The sequence below is a fragment of the Allobosea sp. 05T422_2 genome, from assembly GCF_056396265.1.
The window spans coordinates 1-19,189 of the sequence record NZ_JBFTLD010000052.1 but is presented as its reverse complement, the minus strand read 5'-3'; the positions used below and the strand labels follow the sequence as shown (position 1 = coordinate 19,189).

Annotated in this window: 19 protein-coding genes; 8 read left to right on the top strand and 11 right to left on the bottom strand. The window is 64.8% G+C overall.

Features of this window, described 5'->3' with window-relative positions; translation table 11 throughout:
* Positions 1-160: 160 nt before the first annotated feature.
* The 5 genes from AC1DJT_RS12230 to hisD all read right to left on the bottom strand — a co-directional run bounded on the left by AC1DJT_RS12230 (position 161) and on the right by hisD (position 5,913).
* On the bottom strand, positions 161-997 hold the full coding sequence (locus AC1DJT_RS12230; RefSeq protein ID WP_476834138.1) for an ABC transporter permease: 837 nt from the start codon (positions 995-997) through the stop codon (positions 161-163).
* Entirely contained in the window at positions 994-2,163 is a 1,170-nt protein-coding gene (locus tag AC1DJT_RS12225) for an ABC transporter permease (protein ID WP_441506778.1), read from the bottom strand. The genes AC1DJT_RS12230 and AC1DJT_RS12225 overlap by 4 nt, the downstream gene beginning before the upstream one ends.
* Positions 2,160-3,224 carry an ABC transporter ATP-binding protein gene (locus tag AC1DJT_RS12220; RefSeq protein WP_441506806.1) on the bottom strand — a complete coding sequence of 355 codons (1,065 nt, stop codon included), beginning with the start codon at positions 3,222-3,224 and terminating at the stop codon, positions 2,160-2,162. Before AC1DJT_RS12220 ends, AC1DJT_RS12225 begins: the two co-directional genes overlap by 4 nt.
* 203 nt (positions 3,225-3,427) lie before the next feature.
* Positions 3,428-4,480: an ABC transporter substrate-binding protein gene (locus AC1DJT_RS12215; protein ID WP_476834137.1), complete on the bottom strand. Its 1,053-nt coding sequence runs from the start codon at positions 4,478-4,480 to the stop codon at positions 3,428-3,430.
* Positions 4,481-4,605: 125 nt separating this feature from the next.
* Positions 4,606-5,913, bottom strand: coding sequence for a histidinol dehydrogenase (gene hisD, locus AC1DJT_RS12210; RefSeq protein WP_441506776.1), 1,308 nt, complete (start codon positions 5,911-5,913; stop codon positions 4,606-4,608).
* 138 nt (positions 5,914-6,051) lie between these two features.
* Between hisD and AC1DJT_RS12205 the strand changes: the two genes are divergently transcribed.
* The gene (locus AC1DJT_RS12205; RefSeq protein ID WP_441506775.1) at positions 6,052-6,597 is read left to right on the top strand and encodes a cupin domain-containing protein; all 546 of its coding nucleotides are present in this window, start codon (positions 6,052-6,054) and stop codon (positions 6,595-6,597) included.
* A 186-nt stretch (positions 6,598-6,783) separates the two neighbouring features.
* Here AC1DJT_RS12205 and AC1DJT_RS12200 read toward each other — a convergent pair whose 3' ends face one another.
* The 3 genes from AC1DJT_RS12200 to AC1DJT_RS12190 all read right to left on the bottom strand — a co-directional run bounded on the left by AC1DJT_RS12200 (position 6,784) and on the right by AC1DJT_RS12190 (position 9,419).
* Positions 6,784-7,494, bottom strand: coding sequence for a formylglycine-generating enzyme family protein (locus AC1DJT_RS12200; protein ID WP_476769659.1), 711 nt, complete (start codon positions 7,492-7,494; stop codon positions 6,784-6,786).
* Positions 7,495-7,805: 311 nt separating this feature from the next.
* Positions 7,806-8,282: an NUDIX hydrolase gene (locus AC1DJT_RS12195; RefSeq protein ID WP_441506773.1), complete on the bottom strand. Its 477-nt coding sequence runs from the start codon at positions 8,280-8,282 to the stop codon at positions 7,806-7,808.
* A 75-nt stretch (positions 8,283-8,357) separates the two neighbouring features.
* Positions 8,358-9,419 carry an NAD(P)H-dependent flavin oxidoreductase gene (locus AC1DJT_RS12190; RefSeq protein WP_476769660.1) on the bottom strand — a complete coding sequence of 354 codons (1,062 nt, stop codon included), beginning with the start codon at positions 9,417-9,419 and terminating at the stop codon, positions 8,358-8,360.
* 88 nt (positions 9,420-9,507) lie between these two features.
* On the opposite strand from AC1DJT_RS12190, the gene AC1DJT_RS12185 reads away from it, so the two are divergent.
* The 4 genes from AC1DJT_RS12185 to AC1DJT_RS12170 all read left to right on the top strand — a co-directional run bounded on the left by AC1DJT_RS12185 (position 9,508) and on the right by AC1DJT_RS12170 (position 13,535).
* Positions 9,508-10,425 (top strand): LysR family transcriptional regulator, encoded by a 918-nt coding sequence (locus tag AC1DJT_RS12185; protein WP_441506771.1) that lies wholly within the window; start codon positions 9,508-9,510, stop codon positions 10,423-10,425.
* Complete coding sequence (locus AC1DJT_RS12180) at positions 10,409-11,578, top strand: YbfB/YjiJ family MFS transporter (RefSeq protein WP_441506770.1); 1,170 nt, start codon at positions 10,409-10,411, stop codon at positions 11,576-11,578. The genes AC1DJT_RS12185 and AC1DJT_RS12180 overlap by 17 nt, the downstream gene beginning before the upstream one ends.
* 314 nt (positions 11,579-11,892) lie before the next feature.
* Entirely contained in the window at positions 11,893-12,732 is an 840-nt protein-coding gene (locus tag AC1DJT_RS12175; RefSeq protein WP_441491212.1) for an amino acid ABC transporter substrate-binding protein, read from the top strand.
* Positions 12,733-12,818: 86 nt separating this feature from the next.
* A complete protein-coding gene (locus AC1DJT_RS12170) occupies positions 12,819-13,535 on the top strand; it encodes a glutathione S-transferase (protein ID WP_441506769.1) in 717 nt (238 codons plus the stop codon).
* 157 nt (positions 13,536-13,692) lie between these two features.
* Here AC1DJT_RS12170 and AC1DJT_RS12165 read toward each other — a convergent pair whose 3' ends face one another.
* On the bottom strand, positions 13,693-14,898 hold the full coding sequence (locus AC1DJT_RS12165; protein WP_476834136.1) for an NAD-dependent formate dehydrogenase: 1,206 nt from the start codon (positions 14,896-14,898) through the stop codon (positions 13,693-13,695).
* A 555-nt stretch (positions 14,899-15,453) separates the two neighbouring features.
* On the opposite strand from AC1DJT_RS12165, the gene AC1DJT_RS12160 reads away from it, so the two are divergent.
* The gene (locus AC1DJT_RS12160) at positions 15,454-15,747 is read left to right on the top strand and encodes an HdeA/HdeB family chaperone (protein WP_441506805.1); all 294 of its coding nucleotides are present in this window, start codon (positions 15,454-15,456) and stop codon (positions 15,745-15,747) included.
* 313 nt (positions 15,748-16,060) lie between these two features.
* On the opposite strand, the gene AC1DJT_RS12155 is transcribed toward AC1DJT_RS12160, so the two are convergent.
* Entirely contained in the window at positions 16,061-16,828 is a 768-nt protein-coding gene (locus tag AC1DJT_RS12155; RefSeq protein WP_476834135.1) for a hypothetical protein, read from the bottom strand.
* Positions 16,829-17,052: 224 nt separating this feature from the next.
* Positions 17,053-17,874, bottom strand: a complete 822-nt coding sequence (locus tag AC1DJT_RS12150) for a universal stress protein (protein WP_441506766.1) — start codon at positions 17,872-17,874, stop codon at positions 17,053-17,055.
* Between the two features lie 334 nt (positions 17,875-18,208).
* On the opposite strand from AC1DJT_RS12150, the gene AC1DJT_RS12145 reads away from it, so the two are divergent.
* Together AC1DJT_RS12145 and AC1DJT_RS12140 are read left to right on the top strand one after the other, a co-directional pair.
* Positions 18,209-18,430 carry a hypothetical protein gene (locus tag AC1DJT_RS12145; protein WP_441506765.1) on the top strand — a complete coding sequence of 74 codons (222 nt, stop codon included), beginning with the start codon at positions 18,209-18,211 and terminating at the stop codon, positions 18,428-18,430.
* A 166-nt stretch (positions 18,431-18,596) separates the two neighbouring features.
* The gene (locus AC1DJT_RS12140) at positions 18,597-18,842 is read left to right on the top strand and encodes a hypothetical protein (RefSeq protein WP_441506764.1); all 246 of its coding nucleotides are present in this window, start codon (positions 18,597-18,599) and stop codon (positions 18,840-18,842) included.
* Positions 18,843-19,189: the final 347 nt, after the last annotated feature.

The window sequence follows — 19,189 nt, the reverse complement described above, 5'->3', positions numbered from 1 at the left end:
ATGCCCCAAGCGGGAAATGGCTCCGGCTATCGGGCGCGTCGCCTTTCAACCTCAATAAGCGCATCCGATCGATTCCACGCCATTCCCTTGGCAGAAGGGAGCCGGGAGCTACCAAACGAGCGCAACCAGATCTGGTGGTTTTTGCGACCTRATGCCGGCCTCACGCCTCACTCGGCTGAACCTTCTGCCTCTTGCGCAGCGCCTGGAAGAGCGAGGCGCCCTTCACGGCAAGCAGCAAGGCGAAGGTCACGATCATGATGATGAAGGCTGCGGCCGCGATCGCCGGGCTGATGTTCTCGCGGAGCGAGGAGAACATCTGACGGGCGAGCGTGGTCTGGTTGGGGCCCGCGACGAAGAGCGTGATCACCACCTCGTCGAGCGAGGTCGCGAAGGCAAAGACCGCGCCKGTCAGAATGCCGGGCATGGCCAGCGGCAGCGTCACGCCGCGGAAGACCTTGACCGGCGAGGCGCCGAGACTGGCTGCGGCACGCTCCAGCGCCGGGTCGATGCTGGCCAGCGAGCTCGCAACATTGACGAGCACGAAGGGCACGCAGAGCACCGCATGCGCAATGATGACGCCGAGATAGCTCGAGGCCAGCCCCATGCGGGCGTACAGGATCTGCATGCCGACGCCGAGCACGACCGCCGGCACCACCATCGGCAGCAGGAAGACCGAGCGCAACAATCCGGAAAACGGCAGGAGCTCGCGCCTGAGCCCAAGCGCGGCAAGCGTTCCGACCACCGTCGCGACGACGGTCGCGCCCGTGCCGATGATCAGCGAATTGACGATCGCACGGGTCCAGGCCTGGCTTTCGGCCAGCGCGCCGAACCAGCGCAGCGAGGGGCCGCTGATCGGATAGACCAGGAAGACGCTGTCGGTGAAGGCGAGCGGCRGGATCGCGACGAGCGGCAGTAGCAGGAAGGCGACGGCGAGCGCGGCGAAAGCGAGCCGCACGGCGTTGAAGGCCGCAGCGCCGGGGCGAGACACGCCGCTCATGTCTGCACCAGCGGCGTGCGCGAGAGCCGGCCGTAAAGGATGTAGAGCACGGTCGTCGGCACCAGCAGGAACAGGCCGAGCGCGCCCGCCATGCCCCAGTTCGCCGTTCCCGTCGCGTAGAAGGCGATGACCGAGCTGATCATCTGGTCGCCGGCCCCGCCTGTCAAAGCCGGGGTGATGTAGTAGCCGAGCGCCACCATGAAGACGAGCAGCGAGCCCGAGAGCAGGCCCGGCATGGCGAGCGGCAGCAGGACATGGCGGAAGGCCTGCAGCGGGGCTGCGCCCAGCGCCGCGGCGGCCGGCATCAGGTTCCGCGGGATCGCGATCAGGCTGGCATAGATCGGCAGCACCATCAGCGGCAGCAGGACATGCGTCATGGCGATCAGCACGCCGGTGCGGTTGTAGATCAACGAGAGCGGCGTCTCGATCAGCCCGAGCGCGCGCAGCGTCTGGTTGATCAGCCCGTTATCCTGCAGCAGGATCAGCCAGGCCGCCGTGCGCACCAAAAGCGATGTCCAGAGCGGCAGCAGCACGGCGATGAGCAGCGCATTGCGCTTCCAGCCCGACACGCTCGCCGCCAGCATCGCGAAGGGCAAGCCGATCGCCGCGCAAAGCAGCGTGACCTGGCCGGCAATGACGAAGGTCCGCAGCATGATCGCGCGGTTGACGGCGAAATCGGCTTCGACGGGCTCGATCCGCGCCTCGTCATTGCGCTTGAGGTCGACCGCCGCCAGCAGATTGGCATCCGTATAGGCCGGCATGCTGCGCTTCAGCGCCAGCCAATAGCTCTGCTCGCTCCAACGCGGGTCGAGGGCGACGAGATCGACCACGTCCGCTTCGCCGGCCTCGCGCACGGCCCGCGCCGTGCGGGGGAGCAGCGTGCGGAAACCGGCCTGCTGGCTGTTCAGCGTGCGCACCGCATCGCCGAAGCGCTCCTGCGGCGTGTCGGTCCGCAAATCCCGGACGAGCGCCGCTTGCAAGGCAGCCGACGGCGGGCCTGCTCCATCCCAGTTCGCGATCGCGGTCGCCGTCTGTGGAAAGGCGAGGCGCACCGTGCCGCCCTGCACCGCCGTGGAGACCATCATCCAGAGCGGCCAGAGGAAGAACAGGCCGAGGAAGACGACCAGCGGCAGGACCAGGAGCAGAGCCTTGAGGCGCGCGCTCATGGCGCCACCAGCGAGCAATCGCCGGGCGCGAAGCTGGCGAAGGCCGTGCTGCCGACAGGTGGTGCCGCATCGCGCCGCCCGGCCCGTGCGACCAGACGGCTCTCCCCGAAGGCGAGATGCAGGCGGATATGATCGCCATGATAGACATGGTCCTCGACCGTCACCGGCAAGGCGTTGGCGGCAGCAGCATCCTGCACGAGATGCAGCATTTCGGGACGAACCGAGACCATCACCTCGCTGTCGGGTTCAAACGACACTGCCCTGTCGCAGGTCACGCTCCCACCGGATGCGAGCGCCACCGTCGTGGCCTCGCCCTGGCGCTGCGCGACGCGCCCCGCCAGCAGATTGGTCTCGCCGATGAATTCGGCGACGAAGCGCGTCCGCGGCCTGTCATAGAGGCCAGACGGCGTATCGAACTGCTCGATCTTGCCGCGGTTCAGCACCGCGACGCGGTCCGACATGGTCAGCGCCTCGCCCTGATCATGCGTCACGAAGATCACGGTCAGCCCGAGCTCGCGATGCAGCGCGCGGATCTCGAGCTGCATATGCTCGCGCAACTGCTTGTCGAGCGCGCTCAGCGGCTCGTCCATCAGCACGACCTTGGGCTCGTAGACCAGGGCGCGCGAGAGCGCGATGCGCTGCTGCTGGCCGCCGGAGAGCTGCGAGGGCCGGCGGTCGGCGAGATGGCTCAGGCGCACCAGATCGAGCGCGCGCTTCACCCTCGCCTCACGCTCCGCCCGGGCGACGCCGCGCATCTTGAGGGGAAAGCCGACATTCTCGGCGATCGTCATATGCGGGAAGAGCGCGTAATTCTGGAAGACGACGCCCATCTCGCGCTTGTGCGGCGGCAGATGCTCGACGCGCCGCCCGTCGACATGGATGCGCCCGCCGGACGGCGCCTCGAACCCGGCGAGCATCATCAGGAGCGTCGTCTTGCCCGAGCCCGAGGGGCCGAGAAGGCTGACGAACTCGCCCCGCGCGACATGGAAGTCGAGCGCATCAACCACCGTGACCGTGCCGAATACCTTGCTGATGGCCTCGAAATGAATGAACGGATCCAGATCTCGCAAATGATCAATCTTCCCGTGAGGATGAGGCGAAGCCGTTGCGGCCGCGGCGAGGAACCGTTCGGAGACGGCGCCAGGCCGGGCGGCGGACGGGGGCGGCCCCGGGCACGATCTGGCGTGCCCGGGGCGCGTCGCATGACGAGCGGCCAGGCGAAGGCGGCTAGTGGCCGCCCTCCCTTACCGCCCGATTTGCCGGCCTACTTGCCGACCCAGGCGTTGAAGCGCTTGGTCAGGTCCTCGATATTGTCGTTCCAGTAGTCGACATCGATCGCGATCGCATTCTCGAGATTTTGCGGCGCGGTCGGCAGATCCACGGCGAGATCGGCCGGGACGGCGGCCGCGGCAGCCTTGTTGGGCAGGCCATAGGCGATGTCCTGCGGCAGCTTGGACTGGTTCTCCGGCAGGCTGGCGAAGGCGATGAAGTCCATCGCCTGGTCCTTGTTCGGGCTGCCCTTCAGGATCACCCAGCTGTCGACGGCGTAGATGGAGCCCGGCCAGACGGTCTTGAACTTGGTACCCTCGGTCTTGTTGATGCCGSWGATGCGGCCGTTATAGGCAGAGGTCATCACGACCTGGCCGGATTTCAGCAGCTGCAGCGGCTGCGCGCCCGATTCCCACCAGACGATATCGGACTTGATCTCGTCGAGCTTCTTGAAGGCGCGGTCGACGCCGCCCTTCTCGCGTAGCGTTTTATAGACGTCCTTCGGCGCGACGCCATCGGCCATCAGCGCGAATTCGAGCGCATATTTCGGGCCCCGGCGCAGGGCGCGCTTGCCCGGAAAGGTCTTGGTGTCCCAGAAATCCTTCCAGGAGGTCGGCGCCGTCTTCAGCTTCTCGGAATCGTAGGAGAGCAACGTCGACCAGACGATGGCACCGACGCCGCAATCGCTCACCGCACTCGGCAGGAACTTGTCTTTGCCGCCGAGCTTGCTCCAGTCGAGCTTCTCGTAAAGGCCGTCGGCGCAACCGATGGCGAGTTCATCGGCCTCGACCTGCACGGCGTCCCAGTTCGGCGTACCGGCCTTCACCTTGGCCTGGACGACGCCGACGCCGCCGTCCCAGGATTCGTCGAGGACCGGCTTGCCGGTCTTTTCCGCGAAGGGCTTGAAGTAGATCTTGCGCTGCGCGTCCTGGTAGTTGCCGCCCCAGGATACGACGGTGAGATCGCGGGCCGACGCCGCGCCGAGGCCGGCGATGACAAGCCCCGCCGCGAGCGCGGTGCTGCCGAGTATGGACTTCAGAAACGTCATGGATCTTCTCCCTGCTTCTGCTGCAGCGATCCCCCCGCCCCTCGCGGTTGGGATCGTCGTTGCCCCTATTGGAGCCCCCTTTATCGCGGTGCGATAGAGGGGTTTCCGGAAAAACTTCGCGTCGATCAGGCTCCGATCTCTCGCAGCAGCTGTGCCGGCGCGAGCCGCAGCGCCGCCGCCCGCCGGTGGCCTTCCAGGCCTTCGCTGGCACTCTGGCGCATGGCCGGTGGGGCGACTGCCGCCACGCCGCGCTCGTCGAGCCATTGATGCGTGCAGGTCTTGAGATAGGAGCCGACCCAGAGGCCGCCGGTATACCGCCCGGCCGCCATGGTCGGCAGCGTGTGGTTCGTGCCGCAGCACTTGTCGGAATAGACCACGCTGGCTGCGACCCCGATGAAGATCGAGCCGTAATTGCGCAGCTTCGCCGCTGTGGCATGCGCGTCGCGGGTATGCACCTCCAGATGCTCCGCAGCGATATGGTCGGAATAGGCCAACATGGCGGTCTCGTCGGCGCAGACGACGATCTCGCCATAGTCGCGCCAGGCGGCGGCGGCGACCGGCGCGGTCGAAAGATTGCCGAGCTGCCGCTCGATCTCGACGAGCACCTTATCCGCCAGGGCGCGGTCCGTGGTGATCAGGCCGACGCGGGTGCGCACGTCATGCTCGGCTTGCGCCAAGAGGTCGACCGCGATCGTCACGGCATCGCCGGTCTCGTCGGCGACGACGAAGATCTCGCTGGGACCGGCGAGCTGGTCGATACCGACCAGCCCAAAAACCTGGCGCTTGGCCTCATTCACATAGGCATTGCCCGGGCCGACGATCTTGTCGACTGCCGGAATGCTCTCCGTGCCGAAGGCCATCGCGGCAATCGCCTGCGCGCCGCCGATGCGAAAGATCCGGTCGGCGCCGGAGAGATGGCAGCCGGCGATCATCGCCGGATGGGCGCCGGGCGGCAGGCAGGCGATGACCTCGTCACAGCCCGCGACCTTGGCCGGCACGATCGTCATGATCGGCGCCGAGAGCAGCGGATAGCGCCCGCCCGGGACATAGGCGCCGACGCGGGCGATCGGGATGATGCGGTGGCCGAGATGCAGGCCCGGCAGCGGCTCGATCTCGAGGGGCAGCAGGGTCTGGCGCTGGGCTTCGGCGAAGGCCCGCACGCGCTCGATCGCGAACTCGGTGTCGGCCCGGGTCCGCGTCTCCAATCCGTCCAGCGCGGCGGCACGCTCCGAGGGCGAGACTTCGAAGGCGTCGATCTCGAGCTTGTCGAACTCKCGGGAATAGTGCCGCAGGGCCGCGTCGCCGTCCCGTCGCACCGCCTCCAGAACCGCCTTCACGGTGGCCTCGACCGGGGTGTTGTCGCTCCAGGCGCTGCGCTGGGGCGCCTTGATGCGCGTGATCCGGGCTTCCAGGGCGAGATCGGATTTGGACATGCAGGCTGCTTCCGGTGAGCGGGATCGAGCTGGCCAAGCTTCTGCGCCACGCAGCGACAAGGCAAGGAGGCCAGCAGGGGCGTTGAAGATATTCACCAGCTGGGCTCAGATGCGGCGCTCAGCTGAAGGAGGCCTTCCATGAAGATCGGCGACCGTTTGAGGGAGCTACGGCTCCGCCGTCAGCTCAGCGTCCGCGCCGTCGCCTTGCGTTCAGGGATTTCCCACTCGTCGATTTCGCTGATCGAGCGGGACCTGATCAGCCCTTCGCTCGACACGCTGCATGCCGTGCTCGACGCGCTCGGCACGACCATGTCGGGCTTCTTTCTGGATTTTCATGCGGCCTCGCCGCCAAATCCTTTCTGCCGGGCGGCTGAAATGACGGAAATCGGCCGGGCCGACGCGATCTCCTACCGCGTCATCGGAACGGGCTTTCCCAACCGCTCGATGCTGATGCTGCACGAGACCTACGCCCCCGGCGCCGACACGGGCGAGGCCTTCTCCCATTCGGCCCAGGAAGGCGGCCTCGTCATCCGCGGCGCGGTCGAGGTCACCGTCGCGGGCCGGTCATCGGTCCTGCAGCCTGGCGATGGTTATTATTTCGACAGCCGGGAGCCGCACCGGTTCCGGAATGCCTCGGCGGAACCGAGCGAGATCATCAGCGCCATCACGCCCCCGACCTATTGATCCCTGGACGCTGCGGCTAGATACCCGGGCATGGTTCCGAGGCAGGCGCTCTTCATTGAGAGGGCCTGCTTCCGTTCTCACCCCTGGATCATCGGACCGGATATCGTATCCAGTCCGATGATCTAACCCTTTGTCTTTGCATCGGCTTTGCCCCGAAAACCGCAATCMACTTTTCGGGCCGATGCTTTAGCTGCCCATCCGTCCGTCTGTTCCCGACACTCCGGCGTTTGCGCAGAGGCGAAAGCCCAGATCGTCTATCCGGAAGGTGGGATGGCTTCGACGGCGATTGGTTGCCAGGCAACCTCTTTCGCCGTCTGCCCAACCGCCGCCACGGAAGTTGCGGTAGGCGCCGTAGACCTGTGGGTCGTACTGGTCGGAGCACCACTCCCATACGTTGCCGAGCATATCGTAAAGACCCCAGGCATTGGATTGCTTGCCGCCAACAGGCTGGGGCCGCTCGCCCGAGTTATCGGCGAACCAGGCGATATCGCCGAGGTCGCCATAGCGAGGCCCGCGCGTTCCCGCACGGCAGGCGTGTTCCCACTCTGCCTCGGTGGGAAGGCGATATCCGTCGGCATCGGCGAGGAGATCCGCTCCTTGCGCGTCGTCGTGGATGACATAAGCCGCAGTGAGGCCCCGTTTTCCGGACAGTTGATTGCAGAACGCAACCGCGTCGAGCCAGGAGACGCTTTCTACAGGGCATCTGGCGTCCACATGGGACGAAGGCCAACTCCCCGTGACCTCGGCGTAGAGTGCCTGCGTCACCGGGGCGGCTCCAATCCTGTAGGATTCCAGCGCGACATCGCAGCGCCGCTGGATGCGGTCGTCCCTCAGCGCCACGATGCCGGCCGGGATCGTGAGCATCCGAAGGCTTAGCGTTTCCTGAAACTCGTCCACGATCTCTCGTCAGCAATTGCGGTACGCGGCAATCTGCTTGATGATCCGATCTTCCGCAAACCACCTCGAGCCTGTGTCCGCATCGGCTTTCCCCATATCCGCAATCCGCTTTTCAGGCAGATGCCCTAACCCTCCTGCCAACCCCATGAAATCGGCGAGTGTCGGCAGCCCCTTCCACGCAGATGACGAATGCGAGCCGGAGCCCGATCAGCCGGTCGGTTGCTGGGCGGTGTTCACGACCCGTTGAGCCTCAAAGGCATGGCGATAGGCGGGCCGCGCTTCGCTGTTGGCCAGGTGGGCAGCGAGCCCGGCTATCCCTCCAGCAAGGCATTGTTCTGCCGGGCGCCGCCCCAGCCATACTCGGAATAGGAGACGGCCTGGCTGACGTTCAAAAGGGCCTGCCGGACATAGGGAATGGTCTCGGGCGGCAATGATCCGAACGGCCACCAGCCGAGATCAGCGTGCTTTTCGGTTTCCATCAGCCTGGGCGTGCCGTCCCATCGCGCTGCGGTGAAGACGTGACCGACCCAGTCCCGGCCCTCCGTCAGGCTGTGAAATGTATGGACGTGGACGAGATCAGCAGGCGCGATGCGCACGCCGACCTCTTCCAGGGCTTCTCGGATCGCCGCTTGGGCGATCGTCTCGCCGGCCTCAAGCCCTCCAGCKGGAAGACTGAAGGCACCGTCCATCCATCCTGTCGCCGTCCTCCGCAGCAAGAGGACCTCGTCGCCCCTGCATAAGGCGACGAAGACGGAGGCTGAGAGGGTGTGACGATCGCGAGCGGACATGGCCAAGGCTACCTGACGGGGTGGACGGTCGCGGCACTCTGAGGATGCCGAGCGACAGCAGATGTCAGCGGCCCGTCATCGCGCCGCTTCGGAGGCCGCCTTCAGCTCGCGCAGCAATGTGGCGACGAGTTCGGCCGCCGGCATGGCGCGGGCGAGCGGAGCGCCCTGCCCGGCCCATTGGGCGCCGAAGCCGTGCTCGCCCTTGGCCTTTGCGGCGGCATGGAGAGCCTTTCCGGCGTCATAGGCGATCGGGTAATCCGGCGGCAGCCGGGCTGCCACGCTTTCATGGAGGTCCGTGAAGCGATTGGCGAGGCAGCGCGCCGGCCGACCGGAGATCAGCGCTGTCAGCCGGGTGTGATAGGCGCCGGGGCCCGCGAGCGCCGCGCGATAGGCATCATCGGCAGCCGATTCCGGACAGGCGATGAAAGCCGTGCCGAGCTGAGCGGCGACAGCACCGAGGTCGAGTGCGGCAGCAATGCCGGCCCCATCCATGATGCCGCCGGCGGCGATGACCGGCAGCGTGCTGTTCGCCACCAGGAGGCGTGTCAGGGCGACGGTTCCCAGGGCCTCATCGGGAGCCGCCGGATCGAACACGCCGCGATGCCCGCCGGCCTCGATGCCCTGTGCCACGATCGCGTCGATCCCGGCGGTCTCGATCTGCCTTGCCTCTTCGAGGTTGGTCGCCGTGGCGAAGAGTGTGGTGCCCGCCCCCTTCAAGCGCTGAATGGCTTGCGGCGACGGCAGGCCGAAATGGAAACTGACGACCGGCGGCCTCGCCTCGACGAGCATCGAAAGCATGTCGGCATCATCGGCAAAGCTCTTGTAGATCGTGCGCAGTGCCGCCGGAGGCGCGGCGCCAAACTCCGAAAAGAGCGGCGACAGCCAGTGCAGCCACGCCGCCTCGCGCTCCGGATCCGGCTTTGCCGGGCCGTGCACGAAGACATTGACGTTGAACGCGCGCTCGGTCCGCGCCCTCAGATCCGCGATCATCGCGCGGGCGCCTGCGGCATCCGTCGCGCCAACACCGATCGAGCCGAGCCCGCCCGCATTGGACACGGCGGCAGCAAGGGCGGGGGTCGAAACACCCGCCATCGGCGCCTGCACGATCGGCACCTCAACGCCCAGCTTGCTCAACATCCCGGCCTCCCGCGCTCCGCACCATCGTTGACTTTAATTCTCAAAAAGAGAATACACATCCAAATTGATTTCTCAATGGAGAATTGAAATGGATTTCGCCGCGCTCGCGGTCTTCCGGACCGTCGCCAGGGAGCAGAGCATCACCCGCGCCGCGGAGCTGCTTGGGCGTGTGCCTTCGAATGTCACGACCCGCATCCAGCAGATCGAGGAGGCGGTCGGCGTGCCGCTGTTCCTGCGCGAGCGGAAGGGCATGACGCTGACCGCGGCAGGACGGACCTATCTCGACTATGCCGACCGGATCCTGAACCTCGCGGACGAGGCCATTCAGGTCGTCAATCCGGCGGGGCCGGCCGGCGTGCTGCGCATCGGCTCGATGGAATGCACCGTCGCAAGCCGGCTGCCCGTGCCGCTGGCCCGCTTCAACCAACGCTGGCCCGAGGTCACGCTCGATCTGTCGACGGCGCCGACCCGGCAGTTGATCGACTCTCTCCTCGCCCATCGCATCGATGCCGCACTGATCGCTGTCCCATCGGGCGAGTGGTGGCTAGGCCCGCAGGATCTCGACACGCTGCCGGTCTTCCGCGAGGACCTCGTGCTCGTGCTTCCGCCGGGGCATCCCGAGGTACGGCACGCAGCAGACCTCAAGCCCAAGGCGCTCGCCGCCTTTGCGCCGGGCTGCACCTACCGCATGCTCGCCGAGGAATGGCTGACCGGCTTCGGCACGGTGAAGGGGCGTTTCTCCATCCATGAGGTCCGCTCCTATCACGCCATGTTCGCCTGCACGGCCGCGGGCTCCTGCTTCAGCATCATGCCCCGCTCCGTGCTCGATCTTCTGCGTCACACAGGCGCCGTCGAGGAGAAGGCGTTGATGCGGGTCGATACCTATCTTGCCTGCCGGCCGGGATTTTCGACGCCCGCCTTCACCGCATTCCGMGACCTGCTTGCCGGTTTCTCCGACATCGAGGTTGGGGCCATCGAGGTTCGGGCCAATGCCGAGAACCCATGAACGAGAGGCCACGATCGCGGCCGCGCTCGTGCTCGTCATCGGCATGGGCTTTGGCCGGTTCGCCTTCACCGGCCTCTATCCGCTGATGATTTCCGATCACACCATCTCCGTGCAGGCCGGATCCTATGCAGCCGCAGCCAATTATGCCGGATATCTGGCCGGCGCATTGCTGAGCGCGGTCCTGACCGGCATCCCGAGCCGGAGGCTTTGCGCTCTCGCCGTCGTTTCAACCGTCGCCCTGCTCGGCGCGCTCGCCCTGCCATTGCCGGAACGGGCGATCGTCACCGTGCGCGGCCTTGCCGGCATCTCGAGCGCGTTTGCCATGGTGGCCGCCTCGCATTGGCTGATTCACGATCGCAAGCACCATCAGGGAGCGCCCGCCCTCTTCGCCGGCGTCGGCATCGGCATCGTGGTGTCGGCGGAGCTGATCGCCCTTGCGCATCTCAACGCATTGTCGAGCCGGGCGATCTGGCTCACCCTTGCCGTGGCGGCAGCGGCTCTCGCAGCTGCTGCCCTGAACCTGCAGCGGCGCAGCGACCGGGCACCGGCGGTGGCGCCCCAACCGCTGTCGGCGCATGGGCAAGCCCATAGTGCGCAGTTGCTCGCTCCCCTGCGGCTGATCGTGATCTATGGGCTGGCCGGATTCGGCTACATCGTCACYGCGACCTATCTCCCCCTTCTGGTCGGACAGGTGCTCACGGCCACCGATCCCGTGCATATCTGGGCGGTCTTCGGACTTGGCGCCGTGCCGTCCTGCTTCTTCTGGCATGCCATGCACGAGCGCTTCGGCACACGTCGGAGCCTGGCGAGCAATCTGGTCGTTCAAGCGATCGGCGTCGCACTGCCTGTGCTGCACACGCCCGCAGCCTACGTGCTGAGCGCATTGCTCGTCGGCGGCACCTTCATGGGCACGGCGACGATCGCCATGCCGGCCGCGCGCAAGGTGGCGGCGGCGGTCCGTTTCAACATGCTGGCGCTGATGACCGCCTCCTTCGGCATCGGGCAGATCGTCGGCCCGCTCATGGCCAATGCGATCTATGCCCGTACCCAGGCGTTCGACATCTCCCTGAGCATCGCCGCCGCATCGCTGGTTGCCGGCGCCGTTCTGTGCGTGGATCTCCCCGGCAATAGGGCGCAATCGCATCCAGTCTGACTGCGCCGCCGGGGCGATCATCTCTCGGATCGCGTCACGGTCCCGACCCGGCTCCTGCGATCCCCGAAGGATCGAGAACAGGCATTCTTGCCGCTGCGTGACAAGCTGCATAACATGGTGATGCCGGCGATGTCGTTCTGCTGGATTGTCATGAGGCGCGGCGCATCCTCGATGGAGCACTCATCGGCAAGAAGACACGGCAAGAATACGAGAAGCGATACGCACGCATCGCAAGCCCCGGCCGCCAGAAACGACGTTCTTCGATCCATCCGACCGGCTTAGTGTGCGCCATGACCAAAGGGCGGAACGCGACTATGCAAGCTTTATTGATCGCATTTCTCTGCGTGGCGACATCGGCGGCAAGCCTGGCGGCGGACACCCTGGCACGGGCCCGCGAGACCGGGACATTGCGGCTTGGCTTCCGGGTCGATGCGCCCCCGTATTCCTATCGGACGACCAGCGGCGAACCCTCCGGCTATATCGTCGATCTCTGCCGCGAAGTCGCCGCCGGCGTGAAGAAGGCGCAGGGTCTGCCGGCGCTCAAGATCGACTATGTCGAGGTCTCGTCCACGGCTCGCCTGGAGGCGTTGCGCGACGGCAAGATCGATATTCTCTGCGATCCGACATCGATGACCATGTCGCGCCGCGCCATGGTCGATTTCTCGCTCCCGACCTTCATCGATGGCGCCGGCGTCCTGCATCGGACCAATGAACTGACGCGGCTCGAGGACCTGCGCGGCAAGAAGATCGGCGTGCTCCGGGGCACGACGACCGAGGAGGTTCTGAAGACGACTTTGACGCAACTCGGGATCGAAGCCGAGATCGTTCCKATGCTGGCTCATCCCGACGGGGTCCGCAGCCTGGCGGCGGGAAAGATCGACGCCTATTTCGCCGATCGCGGGATCCTGAGCTATCACCTGCTCAACAGCGAGAACCGCTCCGGCATGAAGCTCTCCGACCAGTATTTCACCTTCGAGACCTATGCGCTGGCTCTGCCGCGCGGCGATGAAAAGCTGCGCCTGCTTGTCGATGCCACGCTGGCGGAGCTCTATCGCACCGATCGCGTGAAGCAGATCTATGCCCGCAGTTTTGGAAGCTTCCCGCCGGATCAGTTCATCCGTGCCCTCTTCGTCATCAATGGCGTGCCGAAATGAGGGGATTGGGTGCCTGACCTGACAGGTCTCGAGGCTCCGACAAAAGTATTCGCCGGCGGAGACCGATCGCGAAGGAGGCCAGCTCCATGCAGGACTACACGCTCTATTACTGGTCGGTCCCGTTTCGCGGTCAGTTCGTGCGGGCGGTGCTGGCATGGGCCGGCAAGACCTGGCGCGAAGCCGGCGACGGCGAGATCGCAAAGCTCATGGACGAGCCGGTCGAGCTCGTGCCGGTCCCGTTCATGGGGCCGCCGCTGCTGATCGACAACGCGGACGGCTTCGCCATCGCGCAGATGCCCGCCATCATTCTCTATCTCGGCGAGACGCTCGGCCTCATGCCGGCCACGCCGCCCTTGCGGGCGTTGACCATGAAGATCGTCAACGACGCCAATGACGTCATCGACGAAATCACGCTGCAAGGCGGCCAGTCGATGTGGACGCAAGAGCGCTGGCGCGAATTCGTGCCGCGCCTCGAGAAGTGGATGTCGTTCTGGGAAGAGACCGGGCGTCGGCACGGGCTGACGGCAGAGGCTGGTTTTCTCCTCGGCGGCAAGGCGCCGGGCATCGCCGATGTCGTGACCGCAACCTTGTGGACGACGATGGCCGATCGCTTCCCGGTCCTCGCATCGATCCTCGAGGAGACCGCGCCGCTCACGAGCGGGCTCGCGCGCCGCGTCTCCGCCCTGCCCCCCTTGGCCGCATTGGCCGAGAAGGCCCGCAGGGACTATGGCGACGAAACCTATTGCGGCGGTCAGATCGGAATGGCTCTGCGCAAGGTCGCTGGCGAAACCGCGCATCGCTGAAGATGGCGGAGCCGTCTCCCCTCTCCGGAACAACGGCGAAGGCGCGCAAGCTCTCGGAATGGCCAAGGCAACGGCGCCTCAGGGAGCCCGCATTGACCTCGGAAGCCAGCGGCTGTCCGTCTCAGGTTTGCCGCTTGCGGAACAGATTCCGATTGGATCACGTCCTGGTCTTGAAGCGCGCCGCCTCTTCCGAACCATGGGTGGCGTCGCCGGCGCTATAAGAATGCGCGCCAGCGCCCGCGAGCTTGCCGCCATCGACGATCAGATATTCCTCCCGGATCGGCCGGCCCTCGAACCAGCATTCCAGGATTTCGCGCGTGCCTGCGGCGTAGCGGGCTTGGGCGGAGAGCGTAGATCCCGAGATATGCGGCGTCATGCCGTGATGCGACATTGATCGCCAAGGATGGTCCTGGGGGGCCGGCTGCGGGAACCAGACATCGCCAGCATAGCCGCCGAGCTGCCCGCCCTCCAGAGCGCGGGCCACAGCGTCACGATTGCAGATCTTGCCGCGCGCCGTGTTCACCAGATAGGCGCCGCGTTTCATCCTGGCGATCATCGCCTCGTCGAAGAGATTCTCTGTCTCCGGATGCAGAGGTGCATTGATCGTGACGACATCGCAAAAGCCAACCATGGATGCCGCGTCCGCGTGGAAGGTAACGCCAAGTTCCTGCTCGACCGCCAGCGGAAGACGGTGGCGGTCGGTGTAGTGCAGCTTCACGTCGAACGGCTTCAACCGGCGCAGCACGGCGCTGCCGATCCGGCCGGCACCGACGGTTCCGATCTGCATCCCCTCGACATCGTAAGAGCGCGSGACGCAATCGGCGATGTTCCAGCCCCCACGGAGCACCCACTGATAGGAGGGGATGTAGTTTCGCACGAGCGCCAGGATCATCATGACCACATGTTCAGAGACGCTGATCGAGTTGCAGTAGGTCACCTCGGCAACCGTTACACCACGATCCATCGCGGCTTGAAGGTCGACATGGTCTGATCCAATGCCGGCCGTGATCGCAAGCTTCAGTTTGCTCGCCTTKGCAATGCGCTCTTCGGTCAGATAGGCCGGCCAGAAGGGCTGCGAGATCACGATTTCGGCGTCGGGGAGCTCGCGTTCGAAAACGCTGCCGGGACCGTCTTTGTCCGAGGTCACAACCAGGCTGTGCCCGGCGCTTTCGAGAAATTTCCTCAGGCCGAGTTCGCCCGACACACTGCCGAGCAGAACCCCCGGTTCAAAGTCGATCGCCTTCGGCGTGGGAAGTGTCTGGCCGCCGGGGTAGCGGTCGAGTTCCGGCAGACCGTCCCGCGCATATCCTGCCGGGTAACCGTCGGCTGGATCGTCATAGAGGACGCAAACAACCTTTGCCATTTTATATCTTCCTTCGTCAGGCACGAAGAGGAAGACGCTTGATTCTCACTGCTGCCCGCCAAGACGATGATCATCGGCGGCCCGCTCTGAAGTGTCGGAGGCCAGCTGATCCTGGCGCTTCCTCGATCGGAAAGTTGCGCGCTAGTCCAAATAAGATGGAGAAGCCGGACATGGTTTCAAGACCGGAGGACAGTGGCCTGCCTCCCTGAAAAGTGGCCCTCCCGGAGGTATGGCCTTTGAGCCGACGGAGGTCAGAAGAAATGGCCTGTCTGTCTTCTTCGGCATAATCGGCATCCTCCAAGGCTCAAAAAGCCTGGTGGATTGATCGGGACGGAAGAGTCCTGGTTGGAATTCCCCGCGCCGCTGCARCATGCGACATTGCGGGATGCATACCGGTATCAGCATCGACATTACGGCTTCGGACAGGGCTCGGCTTGAAGCGATCGTCGCTKGGGCCACAAAGCTGTCCCGGTAAATTTGGCACGACTGTCATATTTCCAACAGGGCACTAGCGCTTCTTGCAAGGCGGGGGACTTCTAGAAGGAGGTCGTGACCATGAAACTCTGTTTTCCGATCGCACTCGCCGCTTCAACTATCGTTTTGGCAGGCCAAGTAAGGGCGGCGGAAGTGGACATGTCGAAGCTCACTTGCAAGGAGGTTGGCGCTATGCCTGCCGCGCAGACTATTGGCGTCGCCATGTGGGTGAACGGCTATGTCCATGGCAAAGCCGGCAATGCCATGGTGGACGGTGACAAGGCGCATGCCAATGCCCAGAAGATCGCTGACTATTGCAAAGCGAATCCCGCTGCCACGCTGACGAGCGCGATAGAGGCGGTCGCCAAGTCGTAGCAGCATATTAAATGATGGCCAGCGGAGTGGCCCCTTTCTGGGACCACTCTTTTACGATGGTCCGAGGACTGAAACTCTGAAACCCTCAACAACCAAAGATCTCAATCTAGTGGATTGATCGGGACGGAAGAGTCCTGTTTGGGATTCCCCGCGCCGCTGCGGCATGCGACATTGCGGGATGCGTACTGGTATCAGCATCGACATTACGGCTTCGGATAGGGCTCGGCTTGAAGCGATCGTCGCTGCGCGCAGTTCGCCCCAGAAGCAACCAGGACCGCGACGCGTGCGCTGATGCCCTACAGGTGTTGGAGATCTACCAGCGCCTACCGTAGTACCCAACAACTGGTCGGTTATTGTAGTATGCGGCGCGGCGGATGCCCGCACGARCGACAGGTCGGCCATAATAGCCGCCGCCATAGTAGCTTCTCCCGTAGTATCCGCCGCCATAATAGCCGCTACCGCCGTAGTAAGTTGAGGCCGGTGTGTTGTAATAGACGGTCTGCGGATAGCCGCTCGCGATTCCCGGATCGCAATATGCACTGCCGGAATATGTGGTGGTGGCATAGGTAGCGTCGCCATAGCCGCCATAGGCATTATAGCCGTATGCGGCGGGAGCGGCGTAGCCATAGCCCGAACCGTAGCCGTAGCCTGAACCGTAGCCGCTGCCGTAATAGGCTGCACCTGCTGCGAGTCCGACGCCCGCTGCGAGCGCCCGACCACCGTAGTAACGGTTGCCGTAGTAACCGCCACGGTATGCCGCCCCACGGTAAGCTCCACGGTATCCGGCACGGTACGCGCCACGATATCCAACGCGGTAGCCACCGCCAATGGCAGTGCCTCGGTATCCACCGGCGCCGATACCACGGTGTTGGGCTTCGGCATCACTCGCGGTGAAGACGAGACCGCCAACGCCAATCAGGGCGACAACAGGGAGGGCAAGGAGCGTATTCATGACTTCACCTGCGCAAAGCCCACCACTGGATTGCAGACGCGGCTGGGCTTGTCCGCGAGGCAATTCGGTGAATTCCTTAACGGAATGATAACATGTTTGTTTCGATGAGTCCCAGAGGGGCATCGCCACGCCGGGCTGCCTTCCTGTGCTGCGACTGCCAAGTCCGCAGCGCGCCCAGATCAGCGATGCCTGCGTCTGCGATCTCACCGAAAGGCAGGCGGACAACATCCGGGCGTCCCCCCGCACTTGATGGCCAAGGGGCGGGATGACGTGCCTTGCCATCAGCGAAGCTCCGAACCGCCCCCCACATGATTGGTTCTGATCGACGCAGCGCCCCCCGGACGCCGCCACGATCAATGGCTCATCAAACAGCAGATCGACGCATGATCGAGGAGATCACGCGTGACGCCGCCGAATATCCACTCGCGCGTTCGGCTGTGACCATAGGCACCGGACACCAAGAGGTCCGCGCCTTCCTGCCGGGCCCGGTGGATCAGTTCGTCGGCGATGCGGGCTTCCCGCATCGCGCTGTCCTGGACAAGATCGGCGGTGATGCCGTGATGACGCAAATAGTCCTGCAGGTCTTGCGCGCTCGATCTCTCGGCGCTTTCTCCGGCTGTGACGACGAACACGCCTTCGGCAGTCTTCAGGAAGGGCAACGCATCGCAGACCGCGCGGCGCGCTTCACGCGTGTTCTTCCAGGCAATGACGATACGCTGCGCCGAAAGGCGGTCAGAGGTTGGCGGCACGAGCAGGACAGGGCGCCCGGCTTCCAGCACGATCGCCCCGGGATCGACGGCGAAGCGCCAGTCCCGGTGGTCGCCGCTCCCCTGTCGGCCGACGATCAGGAGATCGGCAGCAGAGGCCTGCTCGAGAAGAAATGGTGCCGTCTCGTCCATACCGGTTCGCAACGACGTGCTTTCGCCGGACTTGGCGACCTTGATGAAATTGGCCTCGATCTGCTGCAATTCTTCCGCAGCGATCTCGCGCCATTGCTCGATCAGCGTCTGGGCGGAAAAACCGGCCTCCAAGGGGAGCGCGGGAATGATGCAGCGCGATGCCGAGCCGATCAAGCGCGCATGGAAGCGCTCTGCCAAGCCGACCGCAAGCGCAGTCCGGCTGGCCGCATGAGGGCCGAGATCCAGATTCACCATCAGGCTCGCGTAGGATGACATGACAACGCTCCTTGCAGTCGATGTCGCTGTGCCACCACGGCCAAGACAGGTTTGCGTTGACCTACCGCAATAACGGCCCGATTTTACTCGTCGGTCAGCTCTATGCGTAGACCTCCTGCCCGCATCGCGTTCCTGCGCTGCCAGCACTTGGCCGGCAGCAACAGACTTGGCGGAGCGAGGCTCTGCATGACCCGACGGCGAGCAATCCGAGACGTCATGCGTCACGCAGTGGCTTGCGGTGACATTGTTCTGTCGCAAAGCCGAGCAGCCACACGTGCAGTAGCATCAGTTGAGGATACCCCACTGTCGGATATTCTGAATCGCGGAGGCGGCAATGAAAACGACAATCAAGCACGGGCCGGAATCCTGCAGGTCGGACCCGCCGATGTTCACGATCGAGACTGTTGAAGATTATAAGATCGCAAGGCGCCGCCTCAAAGCGCTCACCGTGCAGGACGGCAGCAGCTACCGCGAATCGATAGCGCTCAGGGAGGCTATTCGGATCTGGGAAGCGGACCACGCTGGCGTGACTGAGCCGCCGGCTCGGGCGCCTTGACCGCGTGGTAAAAGAACTCCCTGCGTTCACCGAACCGCCGCGCCACGGCACCGCGAACGCGCCCTCGMCTTCCGGTCGCAGGTCCGCGAATTTTGATTCGTTTGACTCGTCAAGCCCCCATTCCGTCGCTAGCCTAGCAAGCGAGGATCTTGAACGGGAGGTGGCTATGCCGAACGCCGACACCGTGACGATTGGCTCCTTCGAGGAACGCAAGGCCGCCGTCCTGAGAGCGGCCGCGCTGCTCCAAAGCGCGATGGGCTCCGACGAAGACCATGAATTCGAGATGCTGACCGAGGCCATCGCCGAGTTCGACATCCGCCAGGAGGCCCTGGCGCCGGTCGAGATTCCGCCCGCCTTCATGCCGTTCATCCGCGAAGTGGCGCGGCAGCGGGCCGCCAACCAGCGTTCCTAGGCACCGGCGCACTTTCGGTAGCGCCCGCCTTTGCGCAGCGCTGCGGCGATTGCCGCGAGACCAGGCTGCTCCATGGCCGGGCGACGACGCACCCGACGCTTCGTGGGTCGGCGCTGCCCTGTTTCAAAAGCCGACCCCGAATGCCATGTTCGCATCCTTCGCGCCGGTCGCTGCCCTACGGCAGGATGGGACGGCTGGGGGTTGGCGAGACGACATGAATGATACCGGCCTATGAATGATATCGGCGTGGCGACGATCGATGTGGTTTCGGATGCGGCAACAGATCCACGATCGTTGCGTCGTTTCGAAGATGAGCGCTTCCTCACGGGTCGGGGTCAGTACCAGGA